Raw genomic sequence first — 19,823 nt, 5'->3', positions numbered from 1 at the left:
ACGAGCGCAAAGTTAAAGGCCGTAATTTACACGGTGGCGACGGCGCTCGCCAGAGTGGCAGGCATGTATACACCAAACCCCGGTGAAAATAATGCGTAAACGATGTAATCGTTAAACATATGGAAAACTTAGACACTATTAACCCGTCAACTTATCAAACAACAATTGAAATTAAAACAGGAACTTTCTCATATTAATACTGCATTCTCACATGAAGATATCATTTACGATATATTTCATGTTTATTTCTTTTAAATATCGACCATTCTTTGCTTGAAAATAGGAAATCGCATCATTAAAAAATCGCCACCAAAAACAAAAAAAACAATTAAAATCAAACAAATAAACCAAAACAAAAACACAAAAACCTAAGGATTATCTTAATTTATAGTCAGGCAATTGATTCTATGCCTACAACTACGTTATTTTGGTAAAAATCAAACTAGAGACATCATTATGCTGTTATTGACGATATCCTTGGTGCTAATTATTGTTGCCATCTATGCCATCTACCGTCATTTAAAGTCACACAGTGGAAACACTTTGGATTCAGGCCGTCGCCACAAAAAACACTGAGCTGTTTATTTTATACCTCACTTTATCCTTACGGACCCTCTTTCCTTTCCCAGCTAACTGCGCACCGCATCCGAGAATGTTTCATCGCTGCGGTCGCGCCAACTGCTGACGGGCTCCCTCAGATCGGTTACAATTGCAGGCTGTTTTGTGGAGGTCGCCGCCGCCCGCGCGCCGTTGGCCACCACCGTTGAATCCCTCGGGGGCTGGTTTCGGCCCCTCGTTCGTCATTAAGGTAACCCGGTGAATATTCAGGTTCTTCTTTCAGATAAAGTCAGCCAGGCGCTGATCGCCGCTGGCGCGCCAGCGGATTGCGAAGCGCAGGTCCGCCCATCCGCCAAGGCGCAGTTTGGTGATTACCAGGCCAACGGCGTGATGTCAGTCGCCAAAAAGCTGGGCATGCCGCCCCGTCAGCTGGCGGAAAAAGTGGTGCAACTGCTGGATCTCGGCGACGTCGCCAGTAAAGTGGAAATCGCCGGCCCCGGCTTCATCAATATCTTCCTGAACAGCGACTGGGTCGCCCGCCAGGCCGACCAGGTGCTGAACGCACCGAAATTGGGCATTGCGCCGGTTGAACCGCAAACCATCGTTATCGACTATTCCGCGCCGAACGTGGCGAAAGAAATGCACGTCGGCCACCTGCGCTCCACCATCATCGGCGACGCCGCAGCGCGTACTCAGGAGTTTCTGGGCCATAAAGTGATCCGCGCCAACCACGTCGGCGACTGGGGCACCCAGTTCGGCATGCTGATTGCCTACCTGGAAAAAATGCAGAATGAAAACGCCAGCGATATGGGCTTGTCCGATCTCGAGCAGTTCTACCGCGAAGCCAAGAAGCATTACGATGAAGACGCCGAGTTCGCCGAGCGCGCACGCGCTTACGTCGTGAAGCTGCAGGGCGGCGATCAATACTGCCTGAAAATGTGGCGCAAGCTGGTCGACATCACCATGGCGCAAAACCAGCTGACCTATAACCGCCTGAACGTCACGCTGACCGAAGACGACGTGATGGGCGAAAGCCTGTATAACGCGATGCTGCCGGGCATCGTCGCCGATCTGAAAGCCAAAGGGCTGGCGGTGGAAAGCGAAGGCGCCACCGTGGTGTTCCTCGACGAATACCAGAACAAGGACGGCGACCCGATGGGCGTCATCATCCAGAAAAAGGATGGCGGCTACCTCTATACCACCACCGATATCGCCTGCGCCAAGTATCGCTACGAGACCCTGGGCGCCAATCGCGTGCTGTATTACATCGATTCCCGCCAGCATCAGCACCTGATGCAGGCCTGGACCATCGTGCGCAAAGCCGGTTATGTGCCGGAGTCCGTCTCGCTGGAACATCACATGTTCGGCATGATGCTGGGCAAAGACGGCAAGCCGTTCAAAACCCGCTCAGGCGGCACCGTGAAGCTCTCCGATCTGCTGGATGAAGCCATCGAACGCGCCGAACAGTTGATCGCCGGCAAAAACCCGGACATGCCGGAAGACGAAATGAAGACCATCGCTCGCGTGGTCGGTATCGGCGCGGTGAAATACGCCGATCTGTCGAAAAGCCGCACCACCGACTATGTTTTCGACTGGGATAACATGCTGGCCTTCGAAGGCAATACCGCGCCTTACATGCAATACGCCTATACCCGTGTGGCATCGGTATTCAAACGCGCCGGGATCGACGAAAGCAGCCTGACGCTGCCGCTGACCCTGACCGAAGAGCGTGAAATTGCGCTGGCCACTCGCCTGCTGCAGTTCGAAGAGGTGCTCACCGCCGTCGCGCGTGAAGGCACGCCGCACGTCATGTGCAGCTACCTGTACGATCTGGCCGGCTTGTTCTCCGGCTTCTACGAGCACTGCCAGATCCTCAACGCCGACAGCGAAGAAGCCCGTCAGAGCCGCCTGAAGCTGGCGCTGCTGACCGCCAAAACGCTGAAAACCGGCCTGGATACGCTGGGCATCGAAACCGTCGAGCGCATGTAAACCGCGCCGCGCAGAAAAGCAAAAAGGTCGCCGTGGCGACCTTTTTTTTTACGCTTTCACTCGGCTCAGACGACCCGGCGCGCGAAATCACGCGGGCGGAAACCCAACCCGGCCAGCACGCCGAAGTAGGCTACCACACCGGCCACCACCACCGCCGCCAAGCGCAGCAAACGCTCCAGCATGTTGCCCTGATCCCAGGCCGGCATCAGCCACATCAAGCCAATCAGCACGGCCGACATCACCAGCACGGCAATCACCAGCTTGGTGAGGAACAGCGCCCAACCCGGCTGTGGCTGGAAGATTTTCTGCTTGCGCAGCTGCCAATACAGCAGCGCGGCGTTCAGGCAGGCTGCCAAACCGATCGACAGCGCCAGGCCGGCATGCTTCAGCGGACCGATAAACGCCAGGTTCATCACCTGCGTCATGATCAGCGTAATGATGGCGATCTTGACCGGCGTTTTGATGTCCTGACGCGAATAAAAGCCCGGCGCCAGCACCTTAACCACGATCAGCCCCATCAGCCCCACCGAGTAAGCCACCAGCGCGCGTTGCGTCATCGCCGCGTCAAAGGCGCTGAACTTGCCGTACTGGAACAGCGAGACGGTCAACGGTTTGGCCAAAATACCCAGCGCGATGGCGCTCGGCAGCGCCAGCAGGAAGCACAGGCGCAGCCCCCAATCCATCAGGCGCGAATACTCGTCGTGGTTGCCGCTCGAGAAGCTTTTGGCCAGCGACGGCAGCAGGATGGTGCCCAATGCCACGCCCAGCACGCCGGAAGGAAACTCCATCAGGCGGTCGGCATAGTACATCCAGGACACCGAGCCGGACACCAGGAACGATGCGAAGATCGTGTTGATGATCAGCGAGATCTGGCTGACCGACACCCCAAGGATCGCCGGCCCCATCTGGCGCATCACCCGCCAGACCCCGGCGTCACCCAATTTGATGCGCGGCAGCACCAGCATGCCGATCTTGCGCAGGTGCGGCAGCTGATAGCCCAGTTGCAGCACGCCGCCGACCACCACCGCCCACGCCAGCGCCAGCACCGGCGGGTGGAAATACGGCGCGGCGAACAGCGCGAAGCCGATCATGCTGACGTTAAGCAGCGTTGGCGCAAAGGCCGGGATCGAGAAACGGTTCCAGGTATTGAGGATCGCCCCCACCAGCGAGGCCAGCGAAATCAATAGAATATAGGGGAAGGTAATGCGCAGCAGCGCCGACGTCAGCGCAAACTTGTCGGGCGTATCGGTAAAGCCCGGCGCAGTAATATAGATCACCCAGGGTGCGGCCAGCATCCCCAGCACCGTCACCACCGCCAGCACCAACGTCAACAGCCCGGAGACATAGGCGATAAAGGTGCGCGTCGCTTCCTCGCCCTGCTGGCTCTTATATTCCGCCAGGATCGGCACGAAAGCCTGCGAAAATGCGCCTTCGGCAAAGATACGACGCAGCAGGTTAGGAAGTTTGAACGCCACGAAGAAGGCGTCCGTTGCCATGCCGGCCCCGAACACGCGCGCGACGATCGCATCGCGGGCAAAGCCCAACACCCGCGAAAACATCGTCATCGAGCTGACGGCAGCCAATGATTTGAGTAGGTTCATGTGGTTGTCTGATAGGTACCGTAAATATCAACGCCTGCAACAGCAGGCGTCAGTGAAACAATCGGCTCAGTTTACGCATCCGGAAAAGAATAGCTACCGCCATATGTTACATAGAGTTATCGCGTAACAAACGCTCGACCACCCGCTGCGCAACCAACGCCTGCTCGCCGCCGGTTTCCGGCGCGCTCTGATTGGCGACGGCGCAGAGGAAATGCCGCACCGCCCCGTCGAAACCGCGTTGCACCAGCGTGCTTTGCCAACCCGGCACCGGCTGTTCCAACTCGCCCTGCGCATCTTCGCGCAGCCAGTGGCGCATATCGGTCAACTGATACCGCGCGCCGTCTGTCACCGCCTGCACGCTTTCGCGCTGGCTGCCGCCGCGGCGATGCATACTGGTCGTCACCAGCGTATCGCCACAGGCGAAGTGATGCTCGGCGTACAGCATCTCGCCTGCAGCGTTGGCGCGCACGCTGCCGCTCAGCAGTTGCTCGCCTCCGCCCGCCAGCCACAGGGCGGTGTCCACCACGTGCAGGTAATCATCCAACAGGGTAAAACGCAGATCGTGAGGGCCGACGCTGTCCGCCCGATGCTTGTCCATGCGAATGGAGGCCGGCTGGTTCATTTGCTGTTTGAGCTGCCGGTAAAGCGGCGCGAAACGGCGGTTGAACCCCACCATCAGCGTTTTGCCTCGCCGCTCGGCCAGCTCAAGCAACTGCTCGCCCTGCTCCAGCGTTTCCGCCAGCGGCTTATCGACGTAAACATGTACGCCACGGTTAAGCAGCTCGCCAATGACCGAAAAATGGCTGGCGGTGCTGCTGTGGACAAAGACCGCATCGCACTGTTCGGCCAAGCTGTCCAGCCGAGGGAAACAGGCCATGCGGTAGCTGTCGCACAGCGGCTGCGCTTTCTGTTGATTAGGCGAGAAGCCGCCCACCAGCGTCCAGTCCGCCGCCTGACTGAGGATCGGCAGGTAGGCCTTCTGCGCGATGCTGCCCAGCCCCACCACGCCCACGCGCAATTTACTCATGCGTTTCCCTCGCCAACAGTTGCTGCACCTGCCGTTTCAGCTCCGCCACGTCGTTTTCCAACGCGCTGACCCTGGCGCTCAATTCACCGTCGATCTCCGACTCGAGCGCCGGCGGCGCCTCATCGATTGGCCCGCTGAACAGATGCATGAAGCGGCTTTCGCGCTTGCCCGGCTCGCGCGCCAGGCGCACCACGAACGGGCCGTCTTCGCGCGTGGTCAACTGCTGCAGCACCTGTTCGACCTCGCTGACATCGCTGAACTCGTGCATTCGGTTGGTGCGCGTGCGCAGCTCGCCCGGCGTTTGCGCGCCGCGCAGCAGTAAAGTGGCGATCACCGCCAGTTCGGCGGGAGAGAGCTTCAGCTGGCCAAACTCGGAATTGCAAAACCGCTGCTCGTATTTCACGACCCGATTGCCGAACCCGCTGAGGGTGCGCAGGAAATGTTTGCGCAGCAACAGATCGAGGAGTTGCTGCACCTCGCTTTCACTCAGATCCATCACCGGCTCGCGGTTGGTCTTTTGGTTACACGCCAGGGTAATGGCGTTAAGCGAAAGCGGGTATTGGTCCGGCGTCGTCACCTGTTTTTCCAACAGGCAGCCGATGACCCGGGCCTCTTTGGCGTTCAATTCATATTTCATCGTTTGGCCTCAACGTGGGGGTAGCCACTCTTTATTGGTGTATGCCGTCAAAACGTGGTCTTGCCACTTGCCGTCGATCAGCAGGTAATCTTTGGCGTAACCTTCGCGTTCGAATCCCAGACGCGTCAGCAATGCGCCGCTGCGCTGGTTATGCGGCATATAGTTGGCCATGATGCGGTGCATGCGCTGTTGGCGCAGCATATAGCGGATGGCGGACTGCAAGGCTTCGAACATCAACCCCTGCCCCTGCCATTTCTCCCCCAGCGAATAACCGAGGAAACAGGCGTGAAACGAACCGCGCAACACGTTGCTGAAGTTCGCCACGCCGCGGACTTCCTGCTCTTCCGGATCGAGCAGGATAAAATAGTAGGCGCTGCCCTGCTTTTGCATTTCAGCGATCATCCCCAGGCGCGCCTGCCAGCCGGACGGATAACAATGGCTTTCATCGCGCACCGGCTCCCAGGGTTTGAGAAAGGTCCGGTTCTCGGCATAATAGTCCGCCAGACGATAGGCGTCCCGTTCATGCACTAAACGGACCACCATCCGGTCGGTAGTAAGACGTACTTTTGGCGATGCAGAGCGGTAGCCGAACATCATTTCCCCCGCGGTCAAAACGGTTCGATAAGAAGTATTTATTAGGAAGCGTCGTGGATAATTATCCGACGCCGATCTGAGGCCATGACTTTATGTTGCCAATAGCGCCTCAGAACCGCGCTCCCTTGCATTCAATATAACCGTAGGCCGCCCCCGAGGTAAAATACCGGCCGCTCAGTAAATCGCCGAATACGCGTTTTACGGCGTTTTTCCGCCAATTTTGCAGTTCAGGTAACACCTTGACGATAAAAAAATATTATCTACTCCGCCCCTGTCGCCGTCCGCCAATTGGGTAGAGAATGGTGGAGTTGCCTTCCCCCTCTCTCTTAATTGCTCATGGTGATGCATGTCTCTGGTGTCGCAAGCGCGCAGCTTGGGTAAATATTTTCTGTTGCTCGACAACCTGCTGGTGGTTTTAGGCTTCTTTGTCGTGTTCCCGCTTATTTCGATCCGCTTCGTCGATCAGCTGGGATGGGCGGCGCTGATCGTCGGCATCGCGCTGGGTTTGCGTCAGTTGCTGCAACAAGGGCTCGGCATCTTTGGCGGCGCGGTCGCCGACCGCTTTGGCGCCAAGCCGATGATCGTCACCGGCATGCTGCTGCGCGCCGCCGGTTTCGCCACCATGGCGATGGCCGATGCGCCGTGGATCCTGTGGTTCTCCTGCGCGCTGTCCGCCCTCGGCGGCACGCTGTTCGATCCGCCGCGCACCGCTTTGGTGATCAAACTGACCCGTCCGCACGAACGCGGCCGCTTTTTCTCGCTGTTGATGATGCAGGACAGCGCCGGCGCGGTAGTCGGCGCGCTGATCGGCAGTTGGCTGCTGCAATACGATTTCCACTTTGTCTGCTGGGTCGGGGCGGCGATCTTCGTGCTGGCCGCCGGCTGGAACGCCTGGTTACTGCCGGCTTATCGCATCTCCACCGTGCGCGTGCCGATGAAAGAAGGCATGTTGCGGGTCGTGCGCGATCGCCGCTTCCTCACCTATGTCCTGACGCTGACCGGCTACTATATGCTGGCGGTACAGGTGATGCTGATGCTGCCGATCGTGGTCAATGAAATTGCCGGCTCACCGGCGGCGGTGAAATGGATGTACGCGATCGAAGCGGCGCTGTCGCTGTCGCTGCTCTATCCGCTGGCGCGTTGGGGTGAAAAACATTTTCGGCTTGAACAACGCCTGATGGCGGGCCTGCTGCTGATGACGCTCAGCCTGCTGCCGATCGGCCTTGCCAGCAGCCTGCAAGGCGTGTTCACGCTGATCTGCTGTTTCTATCTGGGTTCGATCATCGCCGAGCCGGCGCGCGAAACGCTCAGCGCGTCACTGGCCGATCCGCGGGCGCGCGGCAGCTACATGGGCTTCAGCCGCCTCGGGCTGGCGTTGGGCGGTGCGTTGGGATATACCGGCGGCGGTTGGATGTACGATACCGGGCGGATGATGAACATGCCGGAGCTGCCCTGGCTGCTGCTCGGCGCCGTCGGCTTCGCCACGCTGCTGGCGCTGTACTGGCAATTCAGCCCGCGGCGCAACGCGTCGGTGATACTGCGCGGCGGCTAACGCCATAGAAATCCGGCCGAATCGGCAACAGCTGCTATCCTGTTAGTAAAAACACCCACAGGAGCCCGTCGGCATGAGCGAAGAAGCCAAATTACCGCAACTACTCGAACATATGATACTGAACTTGCGCATGATTTATGCGCGCTCCACCCTGGTGGAAAAGGCGCTGGCGCATATCCTCGCCAGCGACGCCGGCCTGAAAAACGATATTATCAAACAGCTGCAGGTCGTCACCGCCGCCAACGAACGCGATCAGATCGATTTGGAACAAGCCCGCATTCACCTGATCGATGTGCTCAACTCGGTACCGGTCAAGAAATAGCACCCCTCGCCCGCGCCTGTTGCGCGGGCAATATCGCAATAACGCACCATCCAACACACGCGTTTCAAGACAGCCTCGATAAGCTGTGGTAACTATTGCTGTTAAAACCTGACAACCCGGAGCAAGCATGAAACTGTTCATTTACGATCATTGCCCATTCTGCGTTAAAGCCCGCATGATTTTCGGCCTGAAACATCTGCCGATTCGCCTGGTCACGTTGCTCAACGACGATGAGACGACCCCGTTCAATCTGATTGGCAAAAAAATGGTGCCGATCCTGATCAAAGACGACGGCGAAGCGATGCCGGAAAGCCTGGATATCGTGCGCTATGTCGATGGCTTGGACGGCAAACCGGTGCTGACCGGCCGCACCACCCCGGCCATCGCCGAGTGGTTGCGCCGGGTCGACAGTTATGCGGCAAAATTGCTGTTGCCGCGTATTGCGCATGCCGATTTCGAAGAATTTGCCACCGACAGCGCCCGCCGTTACTTTATCGATAAAAAGCAGGCGTCAATCGGTGATTTCGCCGAGCATCTCGCCAACAGCGCCGATCTGATCGCCGAACTGGAGGCCGACCTGCAAACGCTGTCACCGCTGATCGTCTCCGCCGACGCCGTGAACGGCGAGCTTTCTGAGGACGATATTCATCTGTTCCCGCTGCTGCGCTCATTGTCGATCGTCGCCGGGGTTGCCCTGCCGGACAACGTGGAAGCCTACCGCAACCGCATGGCGCAGCGCAGCGAAGTGCCGTTGCTGCTGGATATGGAACAATAACGTTCGACAGTCACAAAAGGATATGGCGTACTGATGCTGAAAATGGTGCTCGCCACCGCTCGCGATCGGGCGCGGCTGAAGGAAATTACTTCCGTTCTGATTCGTTATGGTTTGCAAGACGTTCTGCGCCTGCTGGGCCTGGGGGCGTTGCTGCGTGGCGCCCGCAGTGAGCCCGCACGGCAGAGCGCGCAGCCCCTTCCTCAGCGGCTGCGCGAAGCGCTCGAGGCGCTCGGCCCAACCTTCGTCAAATTCGGCCAGATCCTGGCCACGCGTTCTGACCTGCTGGATCCGGCCTGGACCGACGAACTGGATCGTCTGCACAGCCAGGCGGCGGTGTTGCCATGGGAAATGCTGGCGCCGCAGATCATCGCCGATCTCGGGGATGATCCCGAGCAGCTGTTTGCCGAATTCGATCGCACACCGCTGGCCGCGGCGTCAATGGCGCAAATTTACCGCGCGCGCCTGCACAGCGGCGAACAGGTAGTGGTGAAAGTGCTGCGCCCCGGCCTGGCAAAAACCATTCACGCCGATCTGCGGCTGCTGGCCTCGCTGGCGGAAACCGTGGAGCAGCAGAGTCAGGCGCTGGCGCGCTATCGACCACGGCAGATGGTCAGAGCGCTGGCGACGGCGCTCAATCATGAACTGGATTTGACCCATGAAGGGCATAACTGCGATCGCGTCGCCGGCATGTTTGCGCGTGAACCCGACGTGGTCGTGCCGAAAATCTATTGGCAATGGTCTTCTCCGCGTCTGTTAGTGCAGGAATACTTGCCCGGCACCGCGCCGGAGAACCCCCGGCAGTTGGCGGAAGCGGGATTTGACGGCCCGCTGCTGGCGCGGCGCGGCGCTCGCGCCTTTATGAGCATGGTGCTGGAGCACCGGCTGTATCACGCCGATCCACACCCCGGCAACGTGATGGCGCTGAGCGGCGATCGCGTCGGCTTCATCGACTTCGGCATGGTGGGTCAGTTGTCCGAACGGCGGCGCAACCAGTTGCTCCTGCTGCTGCAGGCCATCGCCGATCGTCAGTCCGAAGGCATCGTCAACACGCTGATCGCCTGGTCGGACAGCGAACCGCTGGATCTGATGGACCTGGAGCTGGCGGCGCAAAACTTTCTCGACAAGCAGGCCGCCGCCACCCTAACGCTCGGCAAAGCCCTCACTGACCTGTTGGTGATGGCGCGTGAGCACCAGCTGGCGCTGCCGCCGGATCTGGTGCTGCTGTTCAAGGCCTTAATCACCGCCGACGGCGTGCTGCACCGGCTGGATCCGGCCTTTGACATCGTCGCCACGCTCAAACCGATGCTGCAACAAACGGTGCTGCAACGTTATGCCCCTGACGCCGTGCGCCAACGGCTCTTGACCCTGGGCGGGGAAGCGCTCGACGCCGGAGAGGAGCTGCCGCAAACCCTGCGGCTGTTGGTGCGCCGCCTGAAACGCGGGCAGCTTAATGCCGACATTAACGTCAAGAACCTCGGTCAGTTGAGCAAAGCGCTGGAGCGCAGCGCCGTTACCCTAGCCATCGCCATCGTCACCGCCGCTTTTGCCCTGGGGCTGGCGCCTTATCTGATGCATTCGTCGCTGCGGCTGTGGGGCATTCCGCTGTTCCCGTTGTTGGGAGGCGCAGCCTGCCTGGCCGGCGTGATCCTCTTGGCGCTGCGATTACGGCGCTGACGCTTTCGGCGTTATCCGATAGGTCTCGCCCTGTTTTACGCGCACTATTCCCGCCATACCGCCGCCTGCCGTTTTCACGCGCAGGCGGAGCGTTTATAATGATTAATCAATTATCTGCAGCACTTTTCGCCAGCAGTCGCAATGAGGCATTAATGAAGAAGATCCTGATGGGCGCAGCCGCCCTGCTGTTCGCCGGCGTATTGGCCGGTTGCAATCAACTGACCCAGTACACCCTGAGTGAGCAGGAAGTGAATGACTATCTGCAGAAACATAACGACTATCAGAAGCAAATCGGCGTGCCCGGCCTGCTGGACGCCAACATCGTGCTGACTCAGTTGCAAAGCCAGATCGGCCGCAGCGAACCGGGTAAAGTCACCCTTTCCGGCGACGCCAAGGTCAACATCACGTCGATTCTCGGCCCGCAGACCGCTGATCTGAAGCTGACGCTGAAGGCGCAGCCGGTTTATGACCGGGCGCAGGGCGCCATTTTCCTGAAGGACATGGAGCTGACCGATTACAGCGTGCAGCCGGAAAAAATGCAGACGGTGATGAAAGCGCTGACGCCGTATCTGAACCAGTCGCTGAAATCCTACTTCGACCAAAAGCCGGCTTATGTGCTGAATCCTGACAACAGCAAAACCGAAGCGCTGGCGAAAAAACTGGCGAAAGGGTTGGAAGTGAAACCGGGGGAATTGGTGATTCCGTTCAGCGACTGACGCCGCCTGAGAACATCAAGCCCGCCGCTCGGCGGGCTTTTTACTGCCGGGAAAGCGTTACTGCGGGGCGCTGTAGGCGATTTCGCCGGTGTTGCAGTTGAGTGTCACGTTGTAGGTTTTATCTGCCTTGGTGCCACGCACCGTCAACGGCACCTGCCATACCTGATCCTTGCCGCTGATGGCATCCGGGCTAACCCAGGCAATCGGCGTTGCGGTACCCAGCAGCTTTTTGTCCGACTCCCAGCGCGTAATGCGGTTCTGCAAGAAGTCGCGCTTGACCTGGGCGGCGATATCCGCCGGCTGCAGGCCCGCACACTGCCCCACCTTGGCGGTGCGCTGTTCGTGATCCTGCGCCCACACCGTCGTCGATGCTCCCATCATGGCCAACAAGGCGATAGCCAAACCCGTTTTTTTCATATGTCCTCCCGTTGTGATTAGCGCTATCCGGGCGCCCATCCCTGGCTCACAACAGGGCTTCGGCAAAGGGTTACCGTTTGACGAACTCAATGACAAACAGCGCATCCAGGCCCGGATAGATTTCCTTGATCACCTGCTTCAGTTCGCCGAGCGACATGTTCTCCTGCTGTGCGTGGCGTTCGGTCAGCGCATCCAGGCGCACCGGCGTTACCGACAGCACTTCGATAAAGCAGAAAAATACGCCGTCCTCATTGCGGCTAACGCGCAATACCTCGCCCGGTTCAAAATGCGATTCACTGGCATCCCGAATGGTGATGGTTTTACGCCCGGCCAGAATGTCTTGCTCAAAGCGGCTGAAGAAAGTTATTTCACGGCTCATTTTAGATCCTTTTTCATCACAACACCGCAACATAAGTCATTATGCCGCCTGCTTTTCTGACGCAGACCCCTCTTTTGGGGTAGAGGCCGCTTTTTTCGCTTTGCTTTCCGCCGGTTTCTTGAGGGTTTCCGCCGGCGATGCGCCGCGCAGAATCAGGCCCAGCGCATCCTTGTTTTCCGCCAGGAAGAAGCTCAGCCCTTCGCGCTGTTCGTCATCCAGGTTCAGCGGCGCCTGCTGCAGCCACTCCCCAAGGTTGTCCGCCAGATCCAGCATTTTGTCGTAGGCGTCGGCTTCTTTCTTGCTCGCGAAAGTCATTTTTTCCTCACCGTTTCTCACCACCACATATTTAACTTCAACCGCCATGCGTGCGTCCTCAAATACTCAAATTACTGTGATTATATACAGTATAAATAGATCGTGGCGGGAAGGCAAACCGCCGCCCGCCTTCGGCTTATTTCAGCAGCCGCACCTTGCAGCTTTTGCCTTTGATTTTACCCTGCTGCAACTGTTGCAGCGCCTTGCGCGCGCTGGCTTTGCGGATCGCGACATAGGCATGCACCGGGAACATATCGATCTTGCCCACTTCCGTCGCCGTCAGCCCGGCATCACCGGTCAGCGCCCCGAGAATATCGCCGGGACGGATCTTCGCCTTGCGGCCGCCGTCGATGCACAGCGTCACCATTTCCGCCTCCAGCGAGCCGTTGGCCGCCCCGCTCAGCTCGGACACCGGCGACCAGTCGACGCTCATCTGCAGATAGTCTTCAATCGCGTGCGCACGCGCCATTTCCTGCGGCGTGCACAGGCTGATCGCCAACCCGCTCATGCCGGCGCGGCCGGTACGGCCAATACGGTGCACATGCACTTCGGGATCGAACGCCAGCTCGTAGTTGACCACCAGCTCCAGCTCTTTAATATCCAGCCCGCGTGCGGCGACGTCGGTCGCCACCAATACCCGGCAACTGCGGTTGGCGAAACGCACCAACACCTGGTCGCGGTCGCGCTGTTCCAGATCGCCATGCAGCGCCAGCGCGCTGATGCCGCGGGCCTCCAGGGCCTCAAGCACCGTCTGACAGTCGCGCTTGGTATTGCAGAACACCACGCAGGACGCGGGTTGATGATAGCGAATGGCCGACACCAGCAGCGCTGGGCGCTGATCGCGCGTGGTCTCATAAAAGCGTTGTTCGATGGAGGTCTGCGCTTCGCCATCGTCCACCTCGACGCTCAGCGGCTGGCGTTGAACGCGCGCGCTGATGCGCTCGATGCCTGCCGGGTAGGTGGCGGAAAACAGCAGCGTCTGACGTTGCGGCGGCGTATAGCTGATCACATCGTCGATGTCGTCGGCGAACCCCATGTCCAGCATGCGATCGGCCTCATCCAGCACCAGCACCTTCAGCTCGTCCAGCTGCAGCGTTTTCTTGCGCAGGTGTTCCTGGATACGGCCCGGCGTCCCCACCACGATGTGCGGCGCATGCACCAGCGAATCGAGCTGCGGCCCCATCGGCTGGCCGCCGCACAGCGTCAGGATCTTGATGTTTTGCGTAAAACGCGCCAGGCGACGCAGCTCTTTGCTCACCTGATCGGCCAGCTCGCGGGTGGGACAGAGCACCAGCGCCTGCGTGGCGACCTGACCGACGACGATACTGTTCAGCAGACCAATGCCGAAGGCCGCCGTTTTACCGCTGCCGGTTTTCGCCTTGGCGCGCACGTCCCGCCCTTGCAGGATGGCGGGCAATGCGGCGGCCTGTACCGGCGTCATTTCGGCGTACCCCAGTTCGTTGAGGTTGGCCAACTGTTCGGCTGGCAGCGGCAGGGAAGAAAAAGAAACTGTGCTCACGGCGATAACTCTTATGTGACGAATGGAATGGCGGCGCGCCCGCAGGTAAGCGCCGAATCAGCGGTAAATGATAACAGAGATGGGCGGCGTTACGGGGTGCGGGCATAAAAAAACCCGCCGGCGGCGGGTTTCTTGGCAACGCAGTCGTTAAATCGCAACGACGTTGGCTGCGGCTGGGCCACGTTGGCTGTCCTGGATGGAGAACTCAACCTGCTGGCCTTCAGCCAGGGTCTTGAAACCATCGCTGACGATAGCGGAGAAATGAACGAAAACGTCTTTAGAGCCGTCGGCAGGGGTGATAAAGCCGAAACCTTTGCTTTCGTTGAACCATTTAACGTGACCAGTGATCTTGCTCATTTGTGTTTCCTTTACTTGATAAACCTGCCTTGACGGCACGAGACGCGAAAACCTTTAAATAAGTAGGCCTTCTTTCGCCGTCGGTTATTAACGCACAATCGCTCATACAGGGCAAATATTTCTGTTTGTTATAAAAACAGCCAGTTAGCAACAAAACCGGCGCGGCGGCTGCGCGCGCAATCGTTTTCGTATATACTGCCCGCCGATCATCAATCCGCTTACTTTCACCGATCCAGGTACGAAACTATGTTAACGATTGGAACCGCCCTGCGCCCTTCCGCCACCCGCGTCATGTTGCTCGGCTCCGGCGAGCTGGGTAAAGAAGTCGCCATTGAATGCCAGCGCCTCGGTCTGGAGGTGATCGCCGTCGATCGCTACGCCGATGCGCCGGCCATGCATGTGGCGCACCGCAGCCACGTCATCAATATGCTGGACGGTGACGCGTTGAAAGCCGTCATCGAACACGAGCGGCCGGACTATATCGTTCCCGAAATCGAAGCGATCGCCACCGCCATGTTGGTCGAGCTTGAACGCCAGGGCCACCGCGTAGTGCCCTGTGCCGAAGCCACGCGCCTGACCATGAACCGTGAAGGCATCCGTCGTCTGGCGGCGGAAGAGCTCGGTCTTCCCACCTCCAGCTACCGCTTTGCCGACAGTGAAATCGCTTTCCGCCAGGCGGTTGAGCATATCGGCTACCCGTGCATCGTCAAACCGGTGATGAGCTCTTCCGGCAAAGGCCAGAGCCTGATCCGCACGCCCGAACAGCTGCAAAGCGCCTGGGATTACGCCCAACAGGGCGGCCGTGCCGGCGGTGGCCGGGTGATCGTCGAAGGGCTGGTAAGATTTGATTTTGAAATTACGCTGCTGACCATCAACGCCGTGGATGGCGTGCATTTCTGTGAGCCGATCGGGCACCGTCAGGAGGATGGGGATTACCGCGAGTCCTGGCAGCCGCAACGCATGTCGGCTACGGCGCTGAGCCGGGCCCAGGCTATCGCCGAGAAAGTGGTGAAGGCCCTGGGGGGCTTCGGGCTGTTCGGCGTGGAGCTGTTCGTTTGTGGCGACGACGTGATCTTCAGCGAAGTGTCGCCACGCCCACACGATACCGGCATGGTCACGTTGATTTCACAGGATCTGTCTGAGTTCGCCCTGCACGTGCGCGCGTTTCTCGGTTTGCCGATCGGCGCTATCCGCCAGTTCGGCCCCTCCGCTTCGGCGGTGATCCTGCCACAGCTCACCAGCACCGATGTGCGCTTCAGCGGATTGGAAAACGCGCTGCGCGGGCACAACCAGCTGCGTCTGTTCGGCAAGCCGGAAATCGCCGGCCAGCGCCGCCTGGGTGTAGCGCTGGCGACGGCGGACACCACGGAACTCGCGGTGGAGCTGGCGAAACAGGCCGCCGCCGCCGTGGCGGTCAACCGCTAAAACTGACGGGGCCGCTTGCGCGGCCCCGATAACATCAATAGTCTTCGTCTTCTTCAGCATCGTCATCCCGCGACGCCTCCGGCGCGGCATCCTGCTGTTCGTCTTCGTCATCGAACAGCACCGCGACATGCGCGCCCTGATGCTTCTCACGAATTTCCTGCGCAACGCGAGCAATGGCCTCACCGCTGCTCATGCCCTGTTCCATCAGCTGATGGATGCGATCCGCCGCTTCCTGCTGCTCCGCGTGGCTCAGTAATGGCATACCTGCATGCATGTGTCGTTCTCTCCGGCAAAAGGGAGAAGGAGTATACGCGCTAACGCGGCGGATCCCAACGTCTTGTGCCTCAGGCCGGCTGTGAACAGCCGTTATCGTTGCGCCACTGCTTTAAACGGTGCCGCCACAGCATGACATGCCACCCCTGCTTCACGCCGCGCGCATTGGCGAGCATCGCTCTGTCGATGCCACGTTGGTAAAACTCCTCGGTAATCTGATTCTGAGCGGCCGGATCCGGCTCACGGCGAATGCTGTGGCAAATCCCCAGCGCTTCGCGGGTGATCTGCCAATGGAACGCCGGCCGAATGGCGATGGTGCTCGCATAACGCAGGTTGAGCCGCTCCAGCATTTCGACGATTTTCATATAGTGGCGCTGATAATCCACGTTAGCCTTGCCGGTGCGGCGGCGATTGCTGATCGACTTGTCGTGCACCCGTTGGCGGTACAGCGGCGTGCTTAAATATTTGACCCGCTTGGCATTAAACATGACCTCCGTCGTCCAGGGAATATCCTGGTGATGTAAGCCCGGTTCAAAATAGAGCCGATGTTGGCGGATAAAATCGAGACGATATATCGCCAACCACACAACGTGAATAAACTTTCGCGATTTCAACGCGCGTTCGAACCATTGAACGCCAGTGATAACATCAGTGGTGCGTAAACGCTCCTGAGGAAAAATCGGCTGCAATTCGTCCTGGCTGGCAAAATAGCGTTCGCCATTGCATTGCATCACGTCTAATTGGTACTGTTCGGCCTGCTCCAGCAGCGTGAAATACATTTCCGGCGCCAACAGATCGTCAGCGTCGGGAAACGCCACGTATTTTCCTCGGGCAACGGCGAGCCCGGCATTACGCGCACTGGAAACGCCGGCGTTCGCCTGATCGATAACCCGAATATGCGGATGCGCCGCCGCATAGCGGTGGGCGACCTCCCCCGAACCGTCGGTGGAACCATCGTTGACGATGATCACCTCCAACCGCTGTTCTCGTTGAGCAAGCAACGAAGCCAGGAAAGGCTCTAACAGTTCTCCCGCATTGTGCATCGGGACGATGACGCTCAGCATTAACGACATAGGCAGCTCTTCAATAATAATGTAACAAAATGATAATTTTATTTTTTTGAAAAATAGAAATCGCTTCAGCGCCCGAGCGAAAATATGACGCGAACATTCACATTTCCGCCGCGAGCCAAATAAGATTCATCTTGTTTGTCTTTTCATGCTTTCTACAAGAAAAGCGTTCCACAACAAGGAATAACTTTCACAAGACGGCCACCTTAAAAAACACAGGCAAAACCGTTTCGCATCGCCCGCTTAATAACAACGAGCAACAATAAAAGTGTGAAATTAACGAGTTGTCTTTATATTTCTCGGGTCTTGCGCCCTCGGTGAAAAATGCTTCCAGTTATTTTGACGTTAAATTTTTAACATATCGAAGTATAAACAATGGCGCAAAAAATGCCTTATTTCAGGTTTATTGAACTGCCGTTTATGTGAGGTGTGCTGCATGTCTCGCATGGCAAAACATGCATGCCATGGCCGTCTATGGCACACTAGCCGCCAGATATTGCCGTCTTCACAGCCAGGTTTATTGACGTTCATGAGCGTAACCGCCCCAAACATAAAGTCTTTGCCCTACCATCGCAGCGCCCTGATGACGCTTTTTGCCCCGCTTTCATCGCAGCCTTGGGCGATGCTGCTGCACTCGGGCTTTGCCGACCATTCGCACAACCGCTTCGATATTCTGGTCGCGCAGCCGCGCATTACTCTCACGACTCATGGCGCCACCACAGAAATCATAAGTGACGACGTAACAATACGGTCGCAACAAGATCCGTTTGAGTTGTTGCAACAGCAGATGGTGGCGCAAGGTTGGCAACCGGCCTTTAATCCGGATCTGCCGTTTCAGGGCGGCGCCCTGGGGCTGTTCGGCTACGATCTTGGGCGGCGGGTGGAAAGCTTGCCGCAGTTGGCCGAAGCCGACCTCGCCTTACCGGACATGGCGGTGGGCATTTATGACTGGGCGCTGATCGCCGACCACCGGCTGCAAACGCTGACGCTGCTCAGCTATGGCGACGTGGAACAGCGCTGGCGCTGGCTCAATAGCCAAACCGCGCCTGCGGCACGCCCTTTCACGCTGCTGAGCGATTGGCGCGCCAATATGAGCCGGCAGCAGTACGGCGAGAAGTTCCAACGCATTCAGCACTACCTGCGCAGCGGCGACTGTTACCAAATCAATCTGGCGCAGCGATTCTCCGCAGACTATCAGGGAGATGAATGGCAGGCGTTTTGCCAATTGAGCGCCAGCAACCGCGCGCCGTTCTCCGCGTTCTTGCGTCTGCCTCACAACAGCGTGTTGAGCGTTTCTCCCGAGCGCTTCCTGTGGCTGGAGCAGCAGCGCATCCAAACCCGCCCGATCAAGGGCACGCTGCCGCGGCTGGCGGACGCGGAACAAGACGCCGCACAGGCTCGTCGTTTGGCCGGTTCGCCCAAAGATCGCGCTGAAAATCTGATGATTGTCGATCTGCTGCGCAACGATATCGGCCGCGTCGCCCAGCCCGGCAGCGTGCGCGTGCCGGAACTGTTCATCGTGGAGCCGTTCCCGGCGGTGCACCACCTGGTGAGCACCATCACCGCAACCCTGCCGGACACCGCCTCGGCGACCGAACTGCTGCGCGCCTGCTTCCCCGGCGGCTCGATCACCGGCGCGCCCAAGGTGCGGGCGATGGAAATCATCGAAGAACTGGAGCCGCAGCGTCGCAACGCCTATTGCGGCAGCATCGGTTACCTGAGCGCCTGCGGCACCATGGACACCAACATCACTATTCGCACGCTCGTCACCGAAAACGGCCGCATCCATTGCTCCGCCGGCGGCGGCATCGTGGCGGACAGCCAGGAACAGGCGGAATATCAGGAGACCTTCGACAAGGTTGGCCGCATTCTGCCGCAGCTCGGGGAGTGCGCCCAATCGTGATCCCACCAAATGCACCGGCCTCACTGCACGCCTTTATCAGCCGTTTCCAACTGCAGCTGCCGCAGGCGGCGCAGATCTCGCACAATGTGCGCCCGGCCGCGGTGCTGATCCCGATCGTCTGTCGCGCCGAGCCAACGCTGCTGTTGACCCGCCGCGCCGACTCGCTGCGCAAACATGCCGGCCAGGTGGCCTTCCCCGGCGGTAAAACCGACGCTGAAGACGGGTCGGCGATCGTAACGGCGCTGCGAGAAGCGCAGGAAGAAGTGGCGATACCGCCGCAGGCGGTTACCATACTCGGCCAAATGGCGCCGCTCGACAGCAGCACCGGATTTCAGGTCACGCCTATCGTCGGCCTGGTCTCGCCGGACGTGCAGTTCCGCGCCAACGAAGGCGAAGTGGCTGACGTGTTTGAAATGCCTTTGCGGGAGGCGCTGACCCTGTCGCGTTACTACCCGCTGGACATTCATCGCGCCGGCCATACGCACCGGATTTACCTTTCCTGGTACCACAGCCAGTTTATCTGGGGGTTGACCGCCGCCATCATTCGCCGCCTGGCGCAGCAAGTCAGTATTTAGCCGGCATTGCGTGATCTGACTCGCAATCTGGCACGGTTGCCGGCCTCCGCTGCGGGTAAAGCGATCGAAATCACTTCATTTGATCGCTTTTTCAACTACCGTTCCGGTTGAATGGTTTTAAAAAAACTGTAAACCCTCTCTTAAA

The 19,823-nt window shown here is 58.7% G+C and carries 20 protein-coding genes; 9 read left to right on the top strand and 11 right to left on the bottom strand.

Going from position 1 to position 19,823, the window contains the following annotated elements; genetic code table 11:
* The first annotated feature begins 816 nt into the window (after positions 1-816).
* Positions 817-2,547, top strand: coding sequence for an arginine--tRNA ligase (gene argS / locus ACJ8M3_RS03925; RefSeq protein ID WP_033650942.1), 1,731 nt, complete (start codon positions 817-819; stop codon positions 2,545-2,547).
* Between the two features lie 65 nt (positions 2,548-2,612).
* Here argS and murJ read toward each other — a convergent pair whose 3' ends face one another.
* The 4 genes from murJ to rimJ form a co-directional block, all read right to left on the bottom strand.
* Positions 2,613-4,148: a murein biosynthesis integral membrane protein MurJ gene (murJ, locus tag ACJ8M3_RS03920; protein ID WP_033643367.1), complete on the bottom strand. Its 1,536-nt coding sequence runs from the start codon at positions 4,146-4,148 to the stop codon at positions 2,613-2,615.
* A 106-nt stretch (positions 4,149-4,254) separates the two neighbouring features.
* A complete protein-coding gene (locus ACJ8M3_RS03915; protein WP_273865275.1) occupies positions 4,255-5,175 on the bottom strand; it encodes a Gfo/Idh/MocA family protein in 921 nt (306 codons plus the stop codon).
* Positions 5,168-5,812 carry a YceH family protein gene (locus tag ACJ8M3_RS03910; protein WP_089197142.1) on the bottom strand — a complete coding sequence of 215 codons (645 nt, stop codon included), beginning with the start codon at positions 5,810-5,812 and terminating at the stop codon, positions 5,168-5,170. The genes ACJ8M3_RS03915 and ACJ8M3_RS03910 overlap by 8 nt, the downstream gene beginning before the upstream one ends.
* A gap of 9 nt (positions 5,813-5,821) precedes the next feature.
* Entirely contained in the window at positions 5,822-6,406 is a 585-nt protein-coding gene (gene rimJ / locus ACJ8M3_RS03905) for a ribosomal protein S5-alanine N-acetyltransferase (protein ID WP_033644290.1), read from the bottom strand.
* Between the two features lie 346 nt (positions 6,407-6,752).
* Between rimJ and mdtH the strand changes: the two genes are divergently transcribed.
* The 5 genes from mdtH to ACJ8M3_RS03880 all read left to right on the top strand — a co-directional run bounded on the left by mdtH (position 6,753) and on the right by ACJ8M3_RS03880 (position 11,445).
* Positions 6,753-7,958 (top strand): multidrug efflux MFS transporter MdtH, encoded by a 1,206-nt coding sequence (gene mdtH, locus ACJ8M3_RS03900; RefSeq protein ID WP_033643370.1) that lies wholly within the window; start codon positions 6,753-6,755, stop codon positions 7,956-7,958.
* A gap of 73 nt (positions 7,959-8,031) precedes the next feature.
* Complete coding sequence (locus tag ACJ8M3_RS03895; RefSeq protein WP_033643371.1) at positions 8,032-8,280, top strand: hypothetical protein; 249 nt, start codon at positions 8,032-8,034, stop codon at positions 8,278-8,280.
* Between the two features lie 127 nt (positions 8,281-8,407).
* On the top strand, positions 8,408-9,055 hold the full coding sequence (gene grxB, locus ACJ8M3_RS03890) for a glutaredoxin 2 (protein ID WP_060660622.1): 648 nt from the start codon (positions 8,408-8,410) through the stop codon (positions 9,053-9,055).
* A 33-nt stretch (positions 9,056-9,088) separates the two neighbouring features.
* A complete protein-coding gene (locus ACJ8M3_RS03885) occupies positions 9,089-10,729 on the top strand; it encodes an ABC1 kinase family protein (RefSeq protein ID WP_195879925.1) in 1,641 nt (546 codons plus the stop codon).
* A gap of 152 nt (positions 10,730-10,881) precedes the next feature.
* Positions 10,882-11,445 (top strand): lipoprotein, encoded by a 564-nt coding sequence (locus ACJ8M3_RS03880; RefSeq protein WP_016927416.1) that lies wholly within the window; start codon positions 10,882-10,884, stop codon positions 11,443-11,445.
* Between the two features lie 57 nt (positions 11,446-11,502).
* Here the strand turns inward: ACJ8M3_RS03880 and yebF are convergent, their stop codons facing one another.
* From yebF to cspE, 5 genes are all read right to left on the bottom strand, one after another.
* The gene (yebF, locus tag ACJ8M3_RS03875) at positions 11,503-11,862 is read right to left on the bottom strand and encodes a protein YebF (RefSeq protein ID WP_089191905.1); all 360 of its coding nucleotides are present in this window, start codon (positions 11,860-11,862) and stop codon (positions 11,503-11,505) included.
* 70 nt (positions 11,863-11,932) lie between these two features.
* Positions 11,933-12,241, bottom strand: coding sequence for a N(4)-acetylcytidine aminohydrolase (gene yqfB / locus ACJ8M3_RS03870; RefSeq protein WP_004927562.1), 309 nt, complete (start codon positions 12,239-12,241; stop codon positions 11,933-11,935).
* A 39-nt stretch (positions 12,242-12,280) separates the two neighbouring features.
* Positions 12,281-12,604: a YebG family protein gene (locus tag ACJ8M3_RS03865; protein ID WP_033643375.1), complete on the bottom strand. Its 324-nt coding sequence runs from the start codon at positions 12,602-12,604 to the stop codon at positions 12,281-12,283.
* Positions 12,605-12,692: 88 nt separating this feature from the next.
* Positions 12,693-14,075 carry an ATP-dependent RNA helicase DbpA gene (gene dbpA / locus ACJ8M3_RS03860; RefSeq protein ID WP_198772317.1) on the bottom strand — a complete coding sequence of 461 codons (1,383 nt, stop codon included), beginning with the start codon at positions 14,073-14,075 and terminating at the stop codon, positions 12,693-12,695.
* 147 nt (positions 14,076-14,222) lie between these two features.
* A complete protein-coding gene (gene cspE, locus ACJ8M3_RS03855; RefSeq protein ID WP_004927572.1) occupies positions 14,223-14,432 on the bottom strand; it encodes a transcription antiterminator/RNA stability regulator CspE in 210 nt (69 codons plus the stop codon).
* Positions 14,433-14,678: 246 nt separating this feature from the next.
* Here cspE and purT point away from each other — a divergent pair, with 246 nt between their 5' ends.
* Positions 14,679-15,857 (top strand): formate-dependent phosphoribosylglycinamide formyltransferase, encoded by a 1,179-nt coding sequence (gene purT, locus ACJ8M3_RS03850; RefSeq protein WP_033650935.1) that lies wholly within the window; start codon positions 14,679-14,681, stop codon positions 15,855-15,857.
* A gap of 34 nt (positions 15,858-15,891) precedes the next feature.
* Here purT and ACJ8M3_RS03845 read toward each other — a convergent pair whose 3' ends face one another.
* Positions 15,892-16,131 carry a YoaH family protein gene (locus tag ACJ8M3_RS03845; protein ID WP_033643378.1) on the bottom strand — a complete coding sequence of 80 codons (240 nt, stop codon included), beginning with the start codon at positions 16,129-16,131 and terminating at the stop codon, positions 15,892-15,894.
* Positions 16,132-16,201: 70 nt separating this feature from the next.
* Positions 16,202-17,203, bottom strand: a complete 1,002-nt coding sequence (locus tag ACJ8M3_RS03840; protein WP_197775494.1) for a glycosyltransferase — start codon at positions 17,201-17,203, stop codon at positions 16,202-16,204.
* 526 nt (positions 17,204-17,729) lie between these two features.
* Between ACJ8M3_RS03840 and pabB the strand changes: the two genes are divergently transcribed.
* Complete coding sequence (gene pabB, locus ACJ8M3_RS03835; RefSeq protein ID WP_046688496.1) at positions 17,730-19,103, top strand: aminodeoxychorismate synthase component 1; 1,374 nt, start codon at positions 17,730-17,732, stop codon at positions 19,101-19,103.
* Positions 19,100-19,678: a CoA pyrophosphatase gene (locus ACJ8M3_RS03830; RefSeq protein ID WP_033644292.1), complete on the top strand. Its 579-nt coding sequence runs from the start codon at positions 19,100-19,102 to the stop codon at positions 19,676-19,678. Before pabB ends, ACJ8M3_RS03830 begins: the two co-directional genes overlap by 4 nt.
* Positions 19,679-19,823 lie beyond the last annotated feature (145 nt).

The organism is Serratia sp. CY55921 (assembly GCF_052167655.1).
GTDB lineage: Bacteria > Pseudomonadota > Gammaproteobacteria > Enterobacterales > Enterobacteriaceae > Serratia > Serratia ureilytica.
This window is presented reverse-complemented; position numbering and strand designations above follow the sequence as displayed.

Coding starts and splice junctions, on each gene's coding strand:
- mdtH (WP_033643370.1), top strand. CDS start 6,753: ATGTCTCTGGTGTCGCAAGCGCGCAGCTTGGGTAAATATTTTCTGTTG.
- cspE (WP_004927572.1), bottom strand. CDS start 14,432: ATGAGCAAGATCACTGGTCACGTTAAATGGTTCAACGAAAGCAAAGGT.
- murJ (WP_033643367.1), bottom strand. CDS start 4,148: ATGAACCTACTCAAATCATTGGCTGCCGTCAGCTCGATGACGATGTTT.
- grxB (WP_060660622.1), top strand. CDS start 8,408: ATGAAACTGTTCATTTACGATCATTGCCCATTCTGCGTTAAAGCCCGC.
- pabB (WP_046688496.1), top strand. CDS start 17,730: ATGAGCGTAACCGCCCCAAACATAAAGTCTTTGCCCTACCATCGCAGC.
- yqfB (WP_004927562.1), bottom strand. CDS start 12,241: ATGAGCCGTGAAATAACTTTCTTCAGCCGCTTTGAGCAAGACATTCTG.
- ACJ8M3_RS03845 (WP_033643378.1), bottom strand. CDS start 16,131: ATGCATGCAGGTATGCCATTACTGAGCCACGCGGAGCAGCAGGAAGCG.
- ACJ8M3_RS03865 (WP_033643375.1), bottom strand. CDS start 12,604: ATGGCGGTTGAAGTTAAATATGTGGTGGTGAGAAACGGTGAGGAAAAA.
- ACJ8M3_RS03915 (WP_273865275.1), bottom strand. CDS start 5,175: ATGAGTAAATTGCGCGTGGGCGTGGTGGGGCTGGGCAGCATCGCGCAG.
- purT (WP_033650935.1), top strand. CDS start 14,679: ATGTTAACGATTGGAACCGCCCTGCGCCCTTCCGCCACCCGCGTCATG.
- ACJ8M3_RS03885 (WP_195879925.1), top strand. CDS start 9,089: ATGCTGAAAATGGTGCTCGCCACCGCTCGCGATCGGGCGCGGCTGAAG.
- rimJ (WP_033644290.1), bottom strand. CDS start 6,406: ATGTTCGGCTACCGCTCTGCATCGCCAAAAGTACGTCTTACTACCGAC.
- ACJ8M3_RS03910 (WP_089197142.1), bottom strand. CDS start 5,812: ATGAAATATGAATTGAACGCCAAAGAGGCCCGGGTCATCGGCTGCCTG.
- ACJ8M3_RS03840 (WP_197775494.1), bottom strand. CDS start 17,203: ATGTCGTTAATGCTGAGCGTCATCGTCCCGATGCACAATGCGGGAGAA.
- ACJ8M3_RS03880 (WP_016927416.1), top strand. CDS start 10,882: ATGAAGAAGATCCTGATGGGCGCAGCCGCCCTGCTGTTCGCCGGCGTA.
- ACJ8M3_RS03895 (WP_033643371.1), top strand. CDS start 8,032: ATGAGCGAAGAAGCCAAATTACCGCAACTACTCGAACATATGATACTG.
- yebF (WP_089191905.1), bottom strand. CDS start 11,862: ATGAAAAAAACGGGTTTGGCTATCGCCTTGTTGGCCATGATGGGAGCA.